Origin of the sequence: Mycobacterium sp. NPDC050041, assembly GCF_049541695.1 — a bacterium.
Lineage (GTDB): Bacteria > Actinomycetota > Actinomycetes > Mycobacteriales > Mycobacteriaceae > Mycobacterium.
Genome location: NZ_JBMVDG010000003.1, coordinates 757,455 through 774,767, shown reverse-complemented (window position 1 = coordinate 774,767; position 17,313 = coordinate 757,455). Strand labels below are relative to the sequence as shown.

Annotated in this window: 11 protein-coding genes; 3 read left to right on the top strand and 8 right to left on the bottom strand. The window is 70.2% G+C overall.

Annotation, left to right across the window (positions count from 1 at the left end; all coding sequences use genetic code 11):
- Nucleotides 1–15: 15 nt before the first annotated feature.
- A complete protein-coding gene (locus ACPCHZ_RS14165; RefSeq protein ID WP_423485279.1) occupies nt 16–435 on the top strand; it encodes a cupin domain-containing protein in 420 nt (139 codons plus the stop codon).
- On the opposite strand, the gene ACPCHZ_RS14160 is transcribed toward ACPCHZ_RS14165, so the two are convergent.
- On the bottom strand, nt 432–2,795 hold the full coding sequence (locus ACPCHZ_RS14160; protein WP_423485278.1) for a flippase-like domain-containing protein: 2,364 nt from the start codon (nt 2,793–2,795) through the stop codon (nt 432–434). The genes ACPCHZ_RS14165 and ACPCHZ_RS14160 overlap by 4 nt on opposite strands.
- Before the next feature lie 152 nt (nt 2,796–2,947).
- Here ACPCHZ_RS14160 and ACPCHZ_RS14155 point away from each other — a divergent pair, with 152 nt between their 5' ends.
- Both ACPCHZ_RS14155 and ACPCHZ_RS14150 read left to right on the top strand, forming a co-directional pair.
- Nucleotides 2,948–3,655: a GAF and ANTAR domain-containing protein gene (locus ACPCHZ_RS14155; protein WP_423485277.1), complete on the top strand. Its 708-nt coding sequence runs from the start codon at nt 2,948–2,950 to the stop codon at nt 3,653–3,655.
- Between the two features lie 36 nt (nt 3,656–3,691).
- A complete protein-coding gene (locus ACPCHZ_RS14150; protein ID WP_423485276.1) occupies nt 3,692–4,450 on the top strand; it encodes an ANTAR domain-containing protein in 759 nt (252 codons plus the stop codon).
- On the opposite strand, the gene ACPCHZ_RS14145 is transcribed toward ACPCHZ_RS14150, so the two are convergent.
- The 7 genes from ACPCHZ_RS14145 to recC all read right to left on the bottom strand — a co-directional run bounded on the left by ACPCHZ_RS14145 (nt 4,451) and on the right by recC (nt 17,278).
- The gene (locus ACPCHZ_RS14145) at nt 4,451–5,257 is read right to left on the bottom strand and encodes a GAF and ANTAR domain-containing protein (RefSeq protein WP_423485275.1); all 807 of its coding nucleotides are present in this window, start codon (nt 5,255–5,257) and stop codon (nt 4,451–4,453) included.
- A gap of 48 nt (nt 5,258–5,305) precedes the next feature.
- Nucleotides 5,306–6,940, bottom strand: coding sequence for a fatty acyl-AMP ligase (locus ACPCHZ_RS14140; RefSeq protein ID WP_364972963.1), 1,635 nt, complete (start codon nt 6,938–6,940; stop codon nt 5,306–5,308).
- Between the two features lie 473 nt (nt 6,941–7,413).
- The gene (gene recD, locus ACPCHZ_RS14135) at nt 7,414–9,108 is read right to left on the bottom strand and encodes an exodeoxyribonuclease V subunit alpha (protein ID WP_423485274.1); all 1,695 of its coding nucleotides are present in this window, start codon (nt 9,106–9,108) and stop codon (nt 7,414–7,416) included.
- A complete protein-coding gene (locus ACPCHZ_RS14130; RefSeq protein WP_423485273.1) occupies nt 9,105–9,989 on the bottom strand; it encodes an NYN domain-containing protein in 885 nt (294 codons plus the stop codon). The genes recD and ACPCHZ_RS14130 overlap by 4 nt, the downstream gene beginning before the upstream one ends.
- Before the next feature lie 61 nt (nt 9,990–10,050).
- The gene (locus ACPCHZ_RS14125) at nt 10,051–10,350 is read right to left on the bottom strand and encodes an STAS domain-containing protein (protein ID WP_423485389.1); all 300 of its coding nucleotides are present in this window, start codon (nt 10,348–10,350) and stop codon (nt 10,051–10,053) included.
- A 344-nt stretch (nt 10,351–10,694) separates the two neighbouring features.
- Nucleotides 10,695–13,994, bottom strand: a complete 3,300-nt coding sequence (gene recB / locus ACPCHZ_RS14120; RefSeq protein WP_423485272.1) for an exodeoxyribonuclease V subunit beta — start codon at nt 13,992–13,994, stop codon at nt 10,695–10,697.
- A complete protein-coding gene (recC, locus tag ACPCHZ_RS14115) occupies nt 13,991–17,278 on the bottom strand; it encodes an exodeoxyribonuclease V subunit gamma (RefSeq protein WP_423485271.1) in 3,288 nt (1,095 codons plus the stop codon). The genes recB and recC overlap by 4 nt, the downstream gene beginning before the upstream one ends.
- Between the last annotated feature and the right edge of the window lie 35 nt (nt 17,279–17,313).

Below are 17,313 nucleotides of genomic sequence, written 5' to 3'. Positions count from 1 at the left end.
GAAGCGAGAAGACCGATGCCACAGAACAAGGACTACGACGACGCCTGGCACAGCGCCCTCACGGTGCTGCAGGAGGTGCAGCCACCGGTGATCCCGGCCGGCGCCCATGCGATGACGGTGCACATCGAGTACCCGCCGGCCAACCGCGGCACCCCGCCGCACCGGCACCCCGGCGGCCCCGCGTTCGGCTACGTGCTGGAGGGCGAGATGCTCTTCGAATTGGAGGGTGAGGCGCCCCGCGTCGTGCGGGCGGGCGAGGCGTTCTGGGAGCCCGGCGGTGACGTCATCCACTACCAGGACGGCAACAATCGCGACGACATGTTGGTCCGCTTCACGGTCACGATGCTGTGTGTGCCGGGGCAGCCGATGCTCGAGTTGGTCGGCGAGGACGAGCTGGCGCAGCGCCGGCATCTCCGGGTGGCGGCTGACGGCTAGATCATCTCCTTGCGCGTCAGCCAGCGCAGGATCGGCCAGCCCAGGAACACCGGCAGCCAGCAGGTCAGCACCCGGTAGAGCAGCACCGACGGCACCGCCACCGCGGCCGGTACGCCGAACGCGGCCAGGCCGCCGATCAGGGCCGCCTCGACGGCTCCGACTCCACCGGGGGTCGGCGCCGCCGACGCCAGCGTGCCGCCCACCATCGTCACCACCGTGACGGTGACGAGTGACACGTCGCCACCGAACGCCGAGATGCTGGCCCACAGCGCGAACGCCGCACCGAGTGTGGTTGCCGCGCAACCCAGGACGATCAACGCCAGCCGCCACGGCTCACGTGCCAGCGCCGCCAGGTCGCCCAGCAGTTCCTGCAGCCGCGGCCGCACCGCCGTCGCCAGCCAGCGCCGCAGCTTCGGCACGAACAGGAACGTGCCGAGCAGGCCGAGCGCCACCCCGCCGATCAGGTACAGCAGCGTCGCCGACGGCACGAACTTCGACAGGTTCGCCGACGCGCCCGCCACCGCGCTGAACAGGATCAGCAGCGAGACATGGGTGATCACCTGCACCGACTGCTGCAGCGCCACCGCGGTGGTGGCGCGCAACGCGCCCAGCCCGCCCTTCTGCAGAAACCGCGTCGACAGCGCAAGCCCGCCGACCCCCGCAGGCGTCGTCGTCGCGGCAAACGTGTTGGCCACCTGCATGATCGTCAGGTACCGGAAGCTGATCAGGCCGTCCGAGCACGCCCACAGTGCCGCCGCCGCGCCGAGGTACTTCAGCGCCGACACCACCAGCCCTAGCAGCGCCCACCACCAGTTCGCGGTGCGCAGTTCGGCGGCGAACGTCGGCACGGTCGCGAGGAAGGGGTACGCGACATAGACCAGCGCCCCGAGCAGCACCAGCTGGATGATCTGCCTGCGGGTGAACCGGGTGATGTTCTCGGCCTGGATCTTGTCGGCCCCGGTCTGGCGCATCACCTCTTCGCGCGCGGAGCCGATGATCGCCTTGCCGTCGGGCACGGCCAGCCGGATACGATGCGGGACAGCCGATTTGGTCAGCCGGCGGGACGCCGTCAGCACCTCGTCCTCGCCGAACGCCTCGATCGCCGCCTCGACGGCCGACTTCGGGTCGTAGACCGCCGCCGTCGTGGTCAGCAACTGGGCGATGTCGGACTGCAGTTGGGCGTCGGTGGCGCCGTACTCGGCGTAGCCGAACCCGCCGAACAGCACGGTGCCCTCGTCGACGGTGATCTCGTTGACGCGCAGGTCGCCGTGCGCGATCTGGTGCTCGTGCAACACCCGCAGCGCGCCCCACACGTTCGACAGCGGGGTACCGGCGTCGAGCGGGAGGCCGCGCACCGGTGAATGGGTGTACAGCGTCCAGCCGCGCTCGAGCGTGGCGATCGCCACCGTGGCGGTGTTCGCGACGTCGAGGTCTCCGATCGCGATCGCCATCAGCGCTCGGTGCTCGACCGTGCGGTGCATCGACGCGTGCAGCGGAGCGGTCTCACTCGACCGCAGCCTCAGCTTGCGCCAGATCTGACGCAACGCGCCGCCGCTGCGCTGGTTCGGTCCGTACATCTCGACGGTCAGCCGGGCGCCTGACTCGGCGGTCGCCTCCAGCAGCAGCGGCCCCCGCCCCGCCGGGCGCATCACCGTCAGGGCGGTCACCACGAAGCCGCGCCGCGCCATCCTGCGCAGCGCGCTTTCGAGCGGCACCTCCAGGGCCGGTGTGCCGACCACGAGCACCACCAGTGCGCCGACGAACCAGCCCGCGGCGAGCCCGAGCACCGACCGGGCGGGCACGACGGCCGAGACGACGAGGTGGATCGGCACGAACGCCAGCAGCAGCGTCCACCACCAGCGCCGCCACTTCGCAGGCAGCCACGGCCCCGACACGGTGAGCACCGCCGCCAGCATCGCGATCCAGCGCGGATCGTCGAGGAACTGTGAGAGCTGGGTGTCGAGCCGGTCGTTGAGGTCGAAATGCCAACGCGGAGCGGCGATCCCGTTGCCGGTGATGGACAGTGCCAGGCCGGCGATGAAGGCCGCGGCGGCGTAGGCGCTGAGCAGCCGCCACTGCCTGGCGACAAGCAGCCCGAACAGGATCATGAACGGCAACGCCAGGATCGCCAGGCCGTAGACGAGATAGACCAGATTCGACTGGGTGGGGGTGAGGAAGCTGACGATCTCCGAGATCGACCGCTCGAGGGCGTCCCACTCGTAGCGGGTGATCAGTGAACTCGTCACCACCACGGCCAGCACCACGGTGGCGATGGCCAGGCGCAGGATGTCGTTCGTCCGTCGGGTCAACGGCTGGAGAAGGCTGCCCGATACGGTGATTTCCCGCCCGTCGACCCGCATGATGCACCGATCTTCTCAGATCGACCTGGCTGGATCGTGACGCACGGGCACCGATGTGCTCGTCAAATGCGTCGACGTGGAGGAGGCTGGACAGATGACCGCGCCTCCACCACACCCGGGAGCCTCCCGCGCCCAGCCGGCGTCGGCCTGACGTGGCCGTTCATGAGCAGCTGCGAGCCGCGGTGGACGGCAGGCGGGGCGCGGCGGCCGCCGACCGGCTGTGCGAGGCATGCGTGACGCTGCTCGACATCGACGCCGCGGCGATCTCCCTGATCTTCGACGGCGCCAACAGCGCGACGATGGGCAGCAGCAGTGACCTGGCCCGGCAGTACGACGACCTGCAGTTCACCTTCGGTGAGGGGCCCTGCCTGGACTCGATCGCGCGCCGGGCGCCGGTTCTGGCGTCCGACCTGGCGCACCCCGAGGAGGTGCGGTGGCCTGCCTACGGGCCCGCGCTGCTCGCGCAACAGATCCGCGGCGTGTTCGCGATGCCCGTGGTCATCGCCGGCGAGTACGTCGGGGCCCTCGATCTGTTCCGCCAACGGCCCGGCCCGCTGCAGGCGGAGGAACTCTCCGGCGCCTTCGTCGCCGCCGAGGTGGCAGGCATCCCGCTGCTCGACCTGCTGGACGGAGACCTGCAAGCCGCTGCCAACGACCCCGGCAGCGACGCCTGGTCCGAGCTCAACGCCCTCTCCCGCGCGGAGGTCAGCCAGGCCACCGGCATGCTCGTCGCTCAGTTGGACGTGGATCCCACCGAGGCCCTGGTGCGGCTGCGAGCGCACGCCTACGCCACCGGTCGCAGCGCCACCGACGTCGCCCGCGACATCCTCGATCGCCGCCTACGGCTGGACACCGACTGACATGCCGGCCACAGCAATCCCAGCAGAGGAGGCGACGTGACCGACATGCCCCGCGAGACCCGCGTCCTCGAGGCGGTGGTCAAACTGGTGGACAGTCTGCTCGACGACTTCGACGTGGTGGATCTGCTCACCGAGCTCACCGAACAATGTGCCCACCTGCTCGACGTCACCGCCGCCGGAATCCTGCTCGCCGACCCCCTGGACCAGCTCCGGTTGGTGGCCGCCACGTCCGAGCAGGCCCGCGAACTCGAACTGTTCCAGCTGCAGGCCGACGAAGGACCGTGCGTCGACTGCTACGCATCGGGGCAGCCGGTCTCCATCGCCGACCTGCAGTCCGAAGGTGCCCGCTGGCCGCGCTTCGTGCCCGCCGCGGTGGACGCGGGCTTCGTCGCGGTGCACGCCGTCCCGATGCGGGCAGCCGGCATCGTCCTTGGCGCGCTCGGACTGTTCGGCACCCACCGCGGTGAACTGAATCAGGCCGACCGGCTGGTCGGGCAGACCCTTGCGCACATCGCCTGCGTGGCGATCCTGCAAGAACATCCGGCCACCCCGTCGACGGTGTTCGGCAAGCTACGGGCCGCCCTGAGCAGCCGGGTCGTCGTCGAGCAGGCCAAGGGCTTCCTGCGCGAGACCCTCGACGTACCTGTGGACGAGGCGTTCACCCTGCTGCGGGCCTACGCCCGGACCAACAACGAGCACCTCACCGACATCGCGCGACGGCTTGTGACCCAGCGCGCGGAACGCCCGCAGCTGCTCTCGGGCATCGCCGCCCTGCAGGTGACCCCGCCGGGCTGATCAGCCCCGGCTGCGGGCACGGGCGCGCCGGGCGGCCTCCTCGACCAACCGCTCGGCGACGTCGCGCAGCTTGGCGTTGTCCGTCTGACTGATCTTTATCAAGCGGTCGAACGCTTCCTCCGCGGTGGCACCGGTCCGGCTGCGCAGGATGCCGATCGCCTGGTCGATCACCGCGCGGCTCTCCAGCGCGCGCCGCAGCTGCTCGGTGCGCTTCTGTGCCTTGGCCAGCAGCCGCGCGTTGTACACCGACACCGCCGCGGGCCCGGCGAACTGCGCGCCCAACTGCACAGCGTGCTCGGCAAAAGCGTCGCGGGCGTACGCATAACCGTTGATGGCGCCGATCACCTCGTCACCCACCATCAGCGGCAGGGACAGCGCCGAATGCACGCCCATCCGGGCGACATGCCCGCCGAAGTGCGGCCACCGCGGATCGCAGCCGAGCGACCCGCTGACCACGGGACAACGCGACCGCATGCTGCTGATGCACGGCCCCTCGCCGGTGGTCTCGTACTGCACGCTGTCGATTTCACGGACGAAGTCCGCCGTGACGGCCCAGCTCTCGACGCGTGGGGTGTCGCCGACAACGTCGACCACGGTCAGCCCCGCACCCTGCATGCCGGGAATCGCCTGGACGGCGAACTCGGCGACCTCCTGCATCAGGTCATTGACCGGCTTCGCGCCGGCCACGATGCCCGCAACGCCGGTGAGCCCGGCGGACAGGTCCGCCTCGTGCTCATCGAGTTCGGCGCGCGACAACTCAGGCTCGGGTGGGACCACCCGGCCGGGCTGGCATTCGTACTCGCGCATCCTGGGCGATGAATCTACCGAACGCGGTCCACCGGCGTAGCCGGACGGTCAGGTGACCAGGGTCAGGGCGTGTGCGCGCCGCAGCTTGCCCGACGGCGTCTTCGGGATCGTCCCCGGCTCGAGGACCACCACGTTGCGGGGACGGGCGTTGACCTCGGCGACCACCTCGTGCGCCACCTGGCGCTCGATGCGGCGCACCTCATCGGGGTCCTGGTAGTTCTTGGACTCCACGGCGACGGCGAACGTCTCCCTCGACCGACCGGCGTCCAGCCGCACCGCAACGGCGCAACCGGGCCGAACCCCGTCGACGCGCGCCGCGGCGCGTTCGATGTCGGTCGGATAGATGTTGCGGCCGGCCATGATGATGACGTCCTTGATACGACCGCAGACCACCACGTCTCCGGCCTCGGTCAGGTAGCCGAGGTCGCCGGTGTCGTACCAGCCCCGCTCGTCCTGCGCGGCGATGAACCCGCCGACCGTCATGTAGCCCTTGGTCACCGGGGTGCCGCGGGTCTCGATGACGCCGACGGCCCTGGGCCGCATCTCGGCGCCGTCCTCGTCGACGACGCGCACCTCGAGGCCCTTGAGCGGCTGACCCAGGGACACCAGCCGCCGGGTGTGGCCCTTGTTCGACGGCACCGCGCGGTGCAGGACGGACAGCAGGTCGGCGTCGACCTCGTCGACGACCATGCCGCCGCCGCACTCGGAGAACGACACGGCCACCGTGGTCTCAGCCATGCCGTAGGCCGGGATGATCGCCTCGCGGCGCAGTCCGAAGGGCGCGCCGGCATCGCAGAGATCCTCGACGTCGGCGGGGTCGACCTGCTCGGCGCCGGACAGTGCCCAGCGCAGCGACGACAGATCGAAGTCACCCGGCTTGGCCTGCGAGCGCAGCCGCTTGGCGAACAGGTTGTAGGCGAAGTTCGGGGCGGCCGTCATGGTGCCCTTGTACTTGTCGATGAGCTTGGCCCACAGCAAGGTGTCGCGCAGGAAGTCGATCGGCGTGACCTTGACCAGTTCCGCGCCGAAGTACATCGGCACGGTCAGGTAGCCGGTCATGCCCATGTCGTGGAAGCACGGCAGCCAGCTCACGATCACGTCGGTGTCGATGTCGAAGTCGCAGCCGACGATCATCGCCTCGGCGTTGGCCACGATGTTGGCGTGGGTGATCAGCACCGCCTTGGGCGATCCCGTGGAGCCCGACGTCAGCTGCATGAGCGCCACATCGTCGTCGTCGGTGTCGATCGGGTCGATCGGATCGCTCTTCAGCAGGTTCTCGATGGTCAGCACCGTGATGCCGATGCCTTCCAGCACCGGCGCGGCAGCCATGAACGGGTCGGACACGACCACGGCCTTGGCCTCGATCATCTCGATGACCGCGGTGGTCTCCTCGGCCCAGCGCACCAGGTCGGTCCGCGGGGTGGGCTGATGCAGCATGGTCACGCTGGCGCCGCGCATCCAGGCACCCTGCGCGGTCGGCGCGATCTCCACCGGAGCGCCGGCCAGCACCGCGACGGCGTCGCCGTGGCCGATACCGGCCGCGGCCAGACCACCGGCCACCTGGCGGGCGCGCTGGTGCACCTCAGCCCAGGTCTGCCGGATCGGCGCGTGCGGCTCGCCCGTGTTGAGCCCCTTCAGGCTCCACTGGGCGTTGCGGTACATGGTCTCGGTGAATCTGCTCACGTGAGTCCCTCCGGTAGGTGCGCCGCAGGCGGCATCGGTGACATCCCGCCATGAGCAGGGCGAAGGCGCCCGTTCGGCTCAGGTGGGTGAGTTGTGGGTGGTGACGGAAACTCGTCGGTGGGTGAACCCTTCGCGTTCACCTCGGTGGGTCCGCCGCCCCGGGAGAGGCACGGTGCTATGCGTGTCAGACGGTCTGACTTTACGGAGTCAAGCGCCATCGAACGAGCACCCTCGCGTGTCGTCGTGATAACGATTGAACCCCCTGGCACGAGACCCCCCAGCCTCTCGGGCACCGTAATACGGCCGCGGTCACGTCGTGAGGACCCCCGCGGCGGGGAGCAATTCTCTCGCTCGCCACCGTGACGTTCCGCTTGGCTGGGTTGTCAACCGCGTCCGACGGTACATCGCGACCCCCCGGAATGGAATTCGAACCGCGAGAGTGGCGTTTGCCGGGCTCGTCCCCGGAGGCCGGCTCAGCCCTGCAGCCGCTGGCGCAGACCGGACGCCCGCACCACCCGCCTGCCGATCGCGGCGCGCACCGCCCGCTCCGAACCCACCACCCGCACCCGCTGCCTGGCCCGCGTCACCGCCGTGTAGAACAGCTCGCGCGTCAGCAGCCGAGACTCCTCCGGCGGCAGCAGCACCGTGACCTCCTCGGCTTGGCTGCCCTGGCTCTTGTGGATGGTCATCGCGTGCATCGTGTCCACCTCGGAGAGCCGGCTCGCCGCGAACGTCTGCGCTCCGACGGCCACGCTCAGCCCGTCGCCGTCGGCGATGGCCACGCCGGTGTCGCCGTTGTAGAGGCCGAGGCCGTAGTCGTTGGCCGTCACCAGCACCGGACGCCCCGCATACCAATCCGTCCAGATGGCCTCACCCGTCGCATCGGTCAGCCACCGCTGCACCTGGCGGTTCCAGTGCTGCACGCCGTATGGGCCGCGGCGGTGCGCGCACAGCAGACGGTGCTCGTCGAGGGTTTGCAGTGCGACCGCCGCGTTGCCCAGGATCGCCGCCTCGCGCAGTCGAAGTGCCTGCGGCAGAAGCACAGTGCGCAGCCGCTCGCCAGGTTCGTCCGTGTCGAGCCAGGCGATGTGGTCACCGCCGGCGCGCAGCACCTCGACCACCCGGTCGGCGTCGCCGTCGCGGATGGCGGTGGCCAGCCCGCCGATGGTCTCGCCGAAGCGCCACGACGTGACCAGCGTCGCGATCCGTGCGTCGTCGCGCGCACCCAGCCCGTCGACCAGGTCCGCGAGCACGGCGCCCGCCTCGACCGACGCCAGCTGGTCGGGATCACCGACGAGCACCAGCCGGCTGTCGGGTCGCACCGCCTCCAACAGCCGGGCCATCAGTGTCAGCGACACCATCGACGTCTCGTCGACGACGATGACGTCGTGCGGCAGCCGGTTCTCCCGGTGGTGGCGGAACCGCGACGAGTTGTCCGGCCGCGACCGCAGCAGCCGGTGCAGCGTGGACGCCGTGAGTGCGGGCAGCCGGTCGCGGTCGGCGGGGTCGAGCCTGCCGACCTCGAGGAGCACCGCCTCGAGCAGCCGCGCGGCCGCCTTGCCGGTCGGCGCGGCCAGCGCGATCCGCAGCCGCGGCCTGCCCGCCAGGGCCGCCTGTTCGGCCAGCAACGCCAGCAGGCGCGCGACCGTCGTCGTCTTGCCGGTGCCCGGACCGCCGGTGAGCACGGTCAGCGGCTGCGTGAGCGCCACATTCGCGGCGCGGCGCTGCTCCTCGGAATCGGGGAACAGTCGCATCAGATCGGGCAGTGGTGTGGACGCCGACGGCGCCAGCAGAGCCAGCACGTCATCGCGGACCTGCTCCTCCTCGCGCCAGTACCGGTCCAGGTACAGCAGGTCGGCGGCGGCGTCGCAGTGCAGGCGCAGCACCGGCGGGTCGGCGACCAGCGGGCTCGCGCGCACCGCGGCCAGCCAGGCGTCGGGCGCAGGCCACGGCAGCTCGGGCAGGCCGACCTGGGCGGGCACCGACCGCAAATCCACGCACACCGATCCGCCGCGCAGCGCCCGGACCGCGAATGCGACGGCCAGCGCCACCGACTCGTCGGACTCCTTGGCCAGTGCCGTCAGGCGCCGCGCCACGTGGACGTCGGCGGCCTCGAACACCCCCACATCGGTGAATTCGACGAGCCGGCCGGCCGCGGCGACCGTCACACCGGACCGCCACGGGTCTTCAACCGCACCATCCGGGCAGTGGAGCTCTCGTCGAGTTCGACGAGATCGGTTCGCGACCGCAGGAAGTCACTGAACGACTTGAAGCCGAGCGACTTCTCGCTGAACGACGGGTCCATCCGCTTCATCTGCGCCTTGACCGCCGAGTTGTGCAGCCAGTCGACGTCGTCCTTCTCCAGACCGATCTGCAGCGCGCGGGTGAGCAGCGCGGTGGCGCCGGCCTGCGGATCGGGTTCGTCGTTATCGGCCTTGCGGGTGCTCCTGCGGCGCCTCGGCGCGGCGGCTTCGGCGGGTTCGGGGTCGGGCTCGAACACCGGCACACCGGGCAGCGCGTCGTAGGTGACGAACTCGTCGCACGCCGCGGCGAGGGAGCGGGCCGACGAGCCGGCCACGCCGATGCCGACGACGTAGCGGCCGAGGCGTTTGCAGCGCTGCGCGAGAGCGATGTAGTCCGAGTCGCCGCCGACGATGATCACGTGGGTCAGGTCCGGCAGCCGGAACATGTCCTCGACCGCGTCGACGGCGAGGCGGATGTCGGCGCCGTTCTTGCCGTATGCCGCGGCGGGAAACAGCTGCACCAGGTCGACGGCGCGGCCGACGAGCTGATCGCGGTAGTTGGCGTTGACATCCGAGGACCAGTCCGCGTAGGCGCGGGTGAGCACCAGCGTGCCGAACGACGAGGCGAAGTCGATGACCGCGCCGACGTCGACCTTGGCCCGCTGCAGCTTCTCCGCGAACTCGCCGGCGTCCTTGGTCTTGTCGCGCTGATAGGAGTTGCGTCCGTTGACCTGGTCGTAGCGCGAGATGACGATGTTGTCGAAGTCGAGGTAGACCGCGACGCGCGGGTTTGCCGGTTCCGTCATCCGATCAGTGTGGTCCATCGGCCGCGCGCCGAGCCGCGATCGCGGCAACTGCGGCGGCGCGTCACACCGTTTCGACGGCCATCCCCGGGTGCTCGTTGCAGATCTGCAGCACCCTCGTCACCATCGGGTTGGCCAGCAGCGTCCACTCGATGCCCGCCTGCGCGCACCAGCCGTCGATCGCGGCGATCGCGTTGATGCCGGCGGTGCTGAAGAACGCGAGTCCGCGCAGATCGAGGACCAGGCGGCGGCATTCGGCAGTGCGTCGCCACACGTACTCGGCGAACTGGTCGTGGTTCGAGGCGTCCAGGTCACCGGCGACGGCGATCCTGACCGCCTCGGGGTTGAGCTCCTCGGTGGTCAGTGACAGGCGCCCGACGGGTGGTTCGACGGCCGAGAACGAGGCGACGGGCTCGGCGATCGACGAGGTGATGACGGTCGCGGAGAATATTCGGTGCCGGATGGGGGCGGTGGAAGCGGTGATGGGAAATCAACTCCGAAAGTCGCTGCGCAGTTCTGCGTATGGTGTGTAACGGCTTGGCGTCGGACGCACATCGCACACGGAACTTTCAGGCTCCGGATTCTGCGACGGATTGCGGCTGGGATTTCAACCGATGTTGAGCTTACCTCGAACACGCGTCCGAATCGACGGCCCGTCTCTCTTTTCGGCGAATTCGTCCAATTCGTCAACGCGAAACTGACGTCGTGTTATGAGCCGAGCAGGTCGGACACCGCGAGGATGAGCGAGGCCGGTGGCTGCCAGCTGAACACTCCTGCCGGATGCCCGTCCTCGACCGGGGTGTCGGCGCCGCACATTCCGCGCAGGAACAGGTACAGCACACCACCGAGATGTTGCTGCGGGTCGTAGCCGGGCTGACGCCAACGCAGGAAGCGATGCAACACAACGCAGTACAGCAGCGCCTGCAGCGGATAGTCCGAGTGCAGCATCGCCTCGACCATCCGCGCCCTGGTGTAGTCGGCGGACGTGAGCGGCCGATCGGGTTCGCCGAGCCAGTTCGTCTTGTAGTCGACCACCAGGTAACGGTGACCCTGGCCGTCGGGGATGCGCAGCACCGCGTCCACCGACCCGGTCAGATAACCCTTGAGCGGCTGCGCGGCCAGCCCGCCGCTGGACAACCGCGCCGCGTAGGAGGCGAGCGCGTCATCGGCCGGGACGTGCGCGGCGAACAGCGCACCGACGTCGGCGAGCGTGATCGTGGGCGCGGCGCCACGAATGTCGCCGCCGGCGAGCGGGAATTCGAAATCCAACTCGCGCAACCGGTCCGGGAGACCGATCTGACGCAGCGTGACGCCGGGGGCGAGCGGGCCCAGCGGGGTGTCGTGCAGGGGCAGCAGCGCGGCGGCCAGGTCACCGGGTTCGGCGTCGACCGGCCACCACACGCAGTGCTCGCGGATCTGCTGCTCCAGTTCGGCGGCGAGGTCGGCCGCGAACGGATCGGCGGTCTCGAGCACCGCGTGCACCAGCGTGCCGAACTTCGCGCCCATCGGGAGATCGGCCATCGGCGACGCGACCGCGGGCAGCGGTGGGCCTGCCGGGACGGGATCGTGCACCGGGATGTCGGCGGCCTCGTCGTCGAGCTCCACGACCTCCGGTTCCGACGAGACGCCGATGGCGTTCTCGGCGGACCGCAGCAAGCCCGAGTACGACGTGCGCCGCCACGACGCGTCGATGCGGCGATGGAAGTGCCTGACCGCGAGATCCGAAGGCGGCGGGGGCAACTCGACCTCCGCACCGATCGTCACCACCGACTCCTCGAGCACCGGACCACCGATGTCCGACCAGGCCCGCAGCGCCGCCATCGCGTCGGCGTCGTCGATGACCGCGGGGTCGCAGCGGTCCGGCACGGTGTTCTCGCCGGGCATGCGGCCGCGCAGCAGCCGCGACAACCCGCCGTTGGGCTCATCCCACGACGGCGCCCACCACGCCACCACCTGCGACTGCGCGCGGGTGAGCGCGACATAGGTGCGCCGGACGTCGTCGGAGGCCGCCTCGGCGCGACCGCGTCGCGTGACCTCGGCGCAGTCCGGGCTGGTGGTACCGCCGATGTGCAGACAGCGCTGTGCGCCGTCGTGGAACAGCACGGCTTCGTCGGTCTGGATGTTGCGGGTGAATGCGAAGGGCAGGTACACCACCGGGTACTGCAGCCCCTTGGCGGCGAACACCGTCATGATCTGCACGGCGGCGGCATCGCTGTCGAGCCGCCGGTTGCGTTCGCCGGCGCCGCTTCGTTCTTCGCGCTGGGTGCGGAGCCAGTCGCGCAGCGCGGGCAGGCTGAAGTGTTCGCGATGGGCCGTGTCGTGCAGTATCTGCGTGACGTGCGCCAGATCCGTCATGCGCCGTTCACCGTCGGTCCACGACAGCACCCGGCGGCCCATCCCGGCGAGTTGGGCGGCCTCGAACACCGCCGCCACGCCGCGCTCCCGGACGTGATCTGCCCACTCGCGGACCTTGCCTGCGACGCGGTCGGTCAGGGCGTCGCCCTGTGTCGCCAGGTCCTCTGCGGTGTAGCCGAAGAACATCGTGGTGGCCGCGGACCGGACCAGCCCGCTGCGGTGCGGCTGGTCGAAGGCCTCGAGCAGGCACAGCCAGTCGTCGGCGGCGTCGGAGCGGAAGACATCGGAGTCGCCGGTGTAGACCGCAGGGACACCCGCGGCGGTCAGCGCGTCGAAGCACCGCCGCCCGTCCTTGTGGAGCTCGACGATGACCGCGACGTCGCCGGGCTGGACGGGACGGCCGTCGTAGGTGGCATCGCTGGTGAGGAGACGGCTGACGTCGGCGGCCAGATCTGCCGGAATGTGCTCGCGCAGTTGATCGATCGAGATGGTCCTGTCCTGCCGCGTGCGGAACGCGTCGCGGGCGACGACCCGTAACCGGAACGGGTCGTTGCACGGGGCGCCCGCCAGCCGGTGGCCCTGGTGGTACGCCGCGACCGGGCGCACGACGATGTCGCTGTCACCGAGTTCTGCGTCGCGCAACACAGCCTGCAGCGCATCGACGAGCACGGCGTCGCTGCGCCAGTTGGTACCCAGCGTCTGGCGTTCTCCAGCGGTCGATGCGGCGTGCAGGTAGGTGTTGATGTCGCCACCGCGGAACGCGTAGATGGCCTGCTTCGGGTCGCCGATGAGAATCACCGTGGAGCGTCCGCTGAAGGCCCGGTCGATCACCTGCCACTGCACCGGGTCCGTGTCCTGGAACTCGTCGACCATCACGATGGACCAGCGTCGGTGCATCCGGGCACGGGCGGCCGAGTCGTCGGATTCCAGCGCGGCGGCCAGCCTGCTCAGCAAGTCGTCGTAGCCCAGGACGCCCCGCCTGCGTTTCCGTCGCTCCAGTTCCGCGCACACCGCCCGCGCGAAGCCCACCCGGATGGCCGGCTCGAACCCTGCGGGCGGATCGACGGGGCGCAGTTCGGCGCTCGGATTCGCGACGACGGCGCGGGCGAGTTTGAGTGCGTCGCCGCGGGACATCGGCGGGTCGTCACGGTCCTGCCCGAAGTGGGCGAGATAGAGATCGTCGACGATTTCAATGACCAGGTCGTCGAGGCTCTCGGCCAGCGTCACGCCGGCATCGGTATCACCAGCCACGCCAAGCGATTTGAGGACGAGGTGGCAGAACTGATGCGTGGTCGCGATGGTCGCGGCGTCGAAACCGGCGAGCGCGTCGCGCAGCCGTTGCTCGCGGTCGCGCAATTCCTCGTCGGTGCCGTCGAGCAGGTGGGCGACCAACTGGTTGTCGCCGACAGTCGACGGATCGACGAACGCGAGCACGGCCGCCAGGATCTGCCCGCGGACCCGCTCCCGTAGCTCCTGGCTGGCCGACTTGCTGAACGTGATGAGCAGCATCTGGTCGAGTGTCGCCACGTCCTCGGCGATGTAGCGCGTCACGAGCCCCGCGAGCGCGAACGTCTTCCCCGTGCCCGCGCTGGCCTCGAGCACCGTGGTGGTGTTCTTCTGCGGCAGTGGTCCCAGCAGGTCGAATGTCCTCATGAGTCGTGGATCTCCGCCTGCAGCATCGGCGACCACAGCCGGGCGGCGTAGGCGCCCAGCCGGGTGGTCTCGCCGTCGTGTTCCTCGCCGGGCAGCACCGGCTGCAGCAGCACGCCGAGTTTCGAGTATCCCCACACGCGCAGGTGTGCGGGTTCTTCGTTCTCCCCGGGGAACTGGCTGGAGTTCCACTTGAAGCCGGCCTGGCGTTCGGGTTGACCGCGGGTGTGCCGGGCCTCGGCCCACGCGTAGGACGTCTTCAGGGGCAACGGGATCGGCTCCCGACGGCCCGCGTCGTAGATGGCCACCAGGTCCTTGACCACGTCGACCGCAGGCACCTGCGGCGCCCCCAGGATGCGCTCCCGTGGTGGGCCGCTGCGCTTGGGCCGGCCGATGCACACGGCCGACCACTCCCGGCCCGGGTCGCGGGCGACCAACGCCACCAACTGGATCCACGACGCCAGCAGATGGCGGCCGTCGAGCTTCGAATAGGTCACCGAGACCAACCGCTCACCGTAGACGTGGGGCACGGTGCCGGTGACCCGCCGGCCACCACCCACGTCGATGTCGACGTCGTACGCCTGCGTCGGCTGCCGGCGGTGCTGATGCGCGGCGATCGCCAGTGCCGCCGCCTGATCGCGGATCTCCTGCGCCTTGCGCCAGCCCAGGCGGCCCGGTGGCAGCGACCCGCGCCGCCACTCGGCCTGCTGGGCGAGTTCCGGCCGCATGCCCCGCGCCATGTCGTCGAGCATCCGCGCGCCGATCTTCCACTCCTGCAACGCGTCGATCTCGACGGGCATCGCGTCGTCGACGGCGTCGACCTCCCAGGGCAGCGTGAAGTCGAGGGCGCGGAAGAAGCCCTTCACCGGGTCGCGGAAGAATCCGATCAGATCGTCCAGGGCGATGTCATCGGGGGGCGGGGCGGGCAGCGGTCTGCCGAGCAGGGTTGGCCGTTCCTCGCGTTCGCACGCGGCGACCTCGGCGGCGGTCAGCGCGGTCTGATCGAACGTGAACGGCTCACCCGGCGGCATGTTGAGCCGGCCGGGCGTGACGTTGCGGACGTCGAACGGCTGCAACGGGTGCTCGGTCAGCACCTGGCTGCGGGCCGGAGTCGGGGTGGTGAGGTCGAGGGTGTCGAGCAACTCCATCAACGGCACCGCGGGCGGTCGACGCCGGCCGGAGAACTCGTTGGAGCCGGTGTAGGTGATGACGAGTGTCTCGGTGGCCGCGCCGATGGCGTCGAGCAGCAATTGCCGGTCCTCGGAACGGATGTCGCGTTCACCGGTCATCGGATCGCGGGCCAGCGCGTCGTCACCGTCGACCACGCCGAGCCGCGGGAACACGCCGTCGTCGAGCCCGATCAGACACACCACCCGGTGCGGCACCGAACGCATCGGCACCATCGTGCAGACCGTCAGGGTGCCGGTCCGGAAGTTCGCCCGCGTCGGTCGGCCGGCGAGGTGCCGGTCCAGCAGTGCCCGGACGTCGGACAGGCGCAACTCGGTTCCGCTGTGGTCACCCGCGTCGGCGAGTATCCCCGCGAATTCGCGCTCCACCTGACTGCGCTGCCAGGCGTCGTCATCGGGCACCGCGGTGAGGTCACCGATGCCGTCGGTGAGTGCCTGTAGCCATCGGTCGAGGGGTCGTGCACCGCTCAGCGATGCGACGGTGGCGCTGAGCCGGTCGACGAAGTCGGCGAGCCGGCCCGCCAGTTCGACGCGATTGCTGCCGACGTCGTCGAGCGGCAGCGTGTTCTCCAGCCACGCGTGGGAGTCGTCCGACATCGCCACCCCGGCCAGCACCCGGTCGACGCCGAAACGCCAGGTGTTCTGGATGAATTCGACGCCATAGGGCCTGCGGTGCGCCGAGTCGAAACCCCAGCGGATGTTGGCCTCGCGCACCCAGTTCCCGATGGCGTCGATGTCGTCGTCGGTGAACCCGAACCGCTGCCGCACCGGTGCGGCCTCGGCGAGGTTGAGCACCTCGCTGGCGGTGGCCCGATTGCCGGCCAATGCCAGCAATTGAGCCGCCACGCCGAGCAGTGCGTTCGTCTGGATGAGGGCGCGGTCGGCGAGCCGGACCCGCAGCCGATGCGCGGGGTGGGCACCGTGGACGACGTCACCGAGGCCGAAGCCCGCGACGATCAGCGGGGCGTAGGCCTCGATGTCCGGGCACATCACCAGGATGTCGCGCGGTTCCAGCGTCGGGTCGTCCGCGAGCAGTCCCAGCAGCACCTCGCGCAGCACGTCGATCTGGCGGGCAGGGCCGTGGCTGCTGTGCACCTGGACGGAGCGGTCGTCGGGGCGCAGGCACCGGCCGCCGGGACGGACCGTGTTCGCGGCGATGTCGGATTGCAGCCAACCCAGCAGCGTGTCGGGGTGATCAGCCTCGCCGAGATGCTCGTCGGTGTGCGGGTCGGCGGGCAGGCTGCGCTGCAGTTCGCGAAGGTCGCGGCCCAGGGTGGCGAGCAGCGGGTGGTCGACGACGCGGTGGCTGGTGTCCTCCCGGCGGGGGATGGCACCGTGGTGCGGGGCCAGCGCCGTCCACAGTTCGTCGCTGGGGTGCGGCAACCACAGGTGCAGATCGTGGTGGGTGGACAGGGCGTCGAGCAGTTCGATCTCGGTGCCGGGCAGCCGGGTGTGGCCGAACAACGACAGCCTCGGCGGCAGATCGGTCGCCGATTCCCGCAGTCGAGCAACGGTTTTCGCATGCCGGACGTGGGGCGGATCGGCATCGACGCGGTCGAGCAGGGCGCGCCACAGGGCGGGCTGCCACCGCAGATCGTCGTCGACGTTGTCGGTGACGCCGCCGAGCCAGTCGACGAGCAGCTGCGGGCGTTGCCTGGCGTAGGAGGCGAACAGACCCGCCAGGCGTCGGGCCACCGCGTATCTGCGGCCCTGCCTCAGTTCCTTCTCGTCGCCCGCCTCGAAGTGGCCGAGGTGCGTGGCCAGCGTGCGGCACCACGGCTCGTCGAGGGAGCTGTCGATGGCGTCGAGCAGCGGCCACACCATCGCGTCGGGCGCCCAGGGATCGGTGTGGCGGGTGCCGGCGATCTCGGCGATCAGCGAGCGCGGGTTGCGGAAGGACACGCCCGCGCAGATGCCGTCCTGACCGGTGCCGCGGCCCAGGATGTGCGACAACCGCTGGCTCAGCCACCTCTCGACACCCTTGGCGGGGACGATGACCAGTTCTTCGGCGAACGGGTCGGCCTGCGGGGTGGCGAGCAGGGCGCCGAGACCGCCGGCCAGCAGGTCGGTGCGCTCAGCGCGGTGGAGATGGAGGGCCATCGCCTGCCACCCTAGGTCGTGGGTGTGACAGGTAC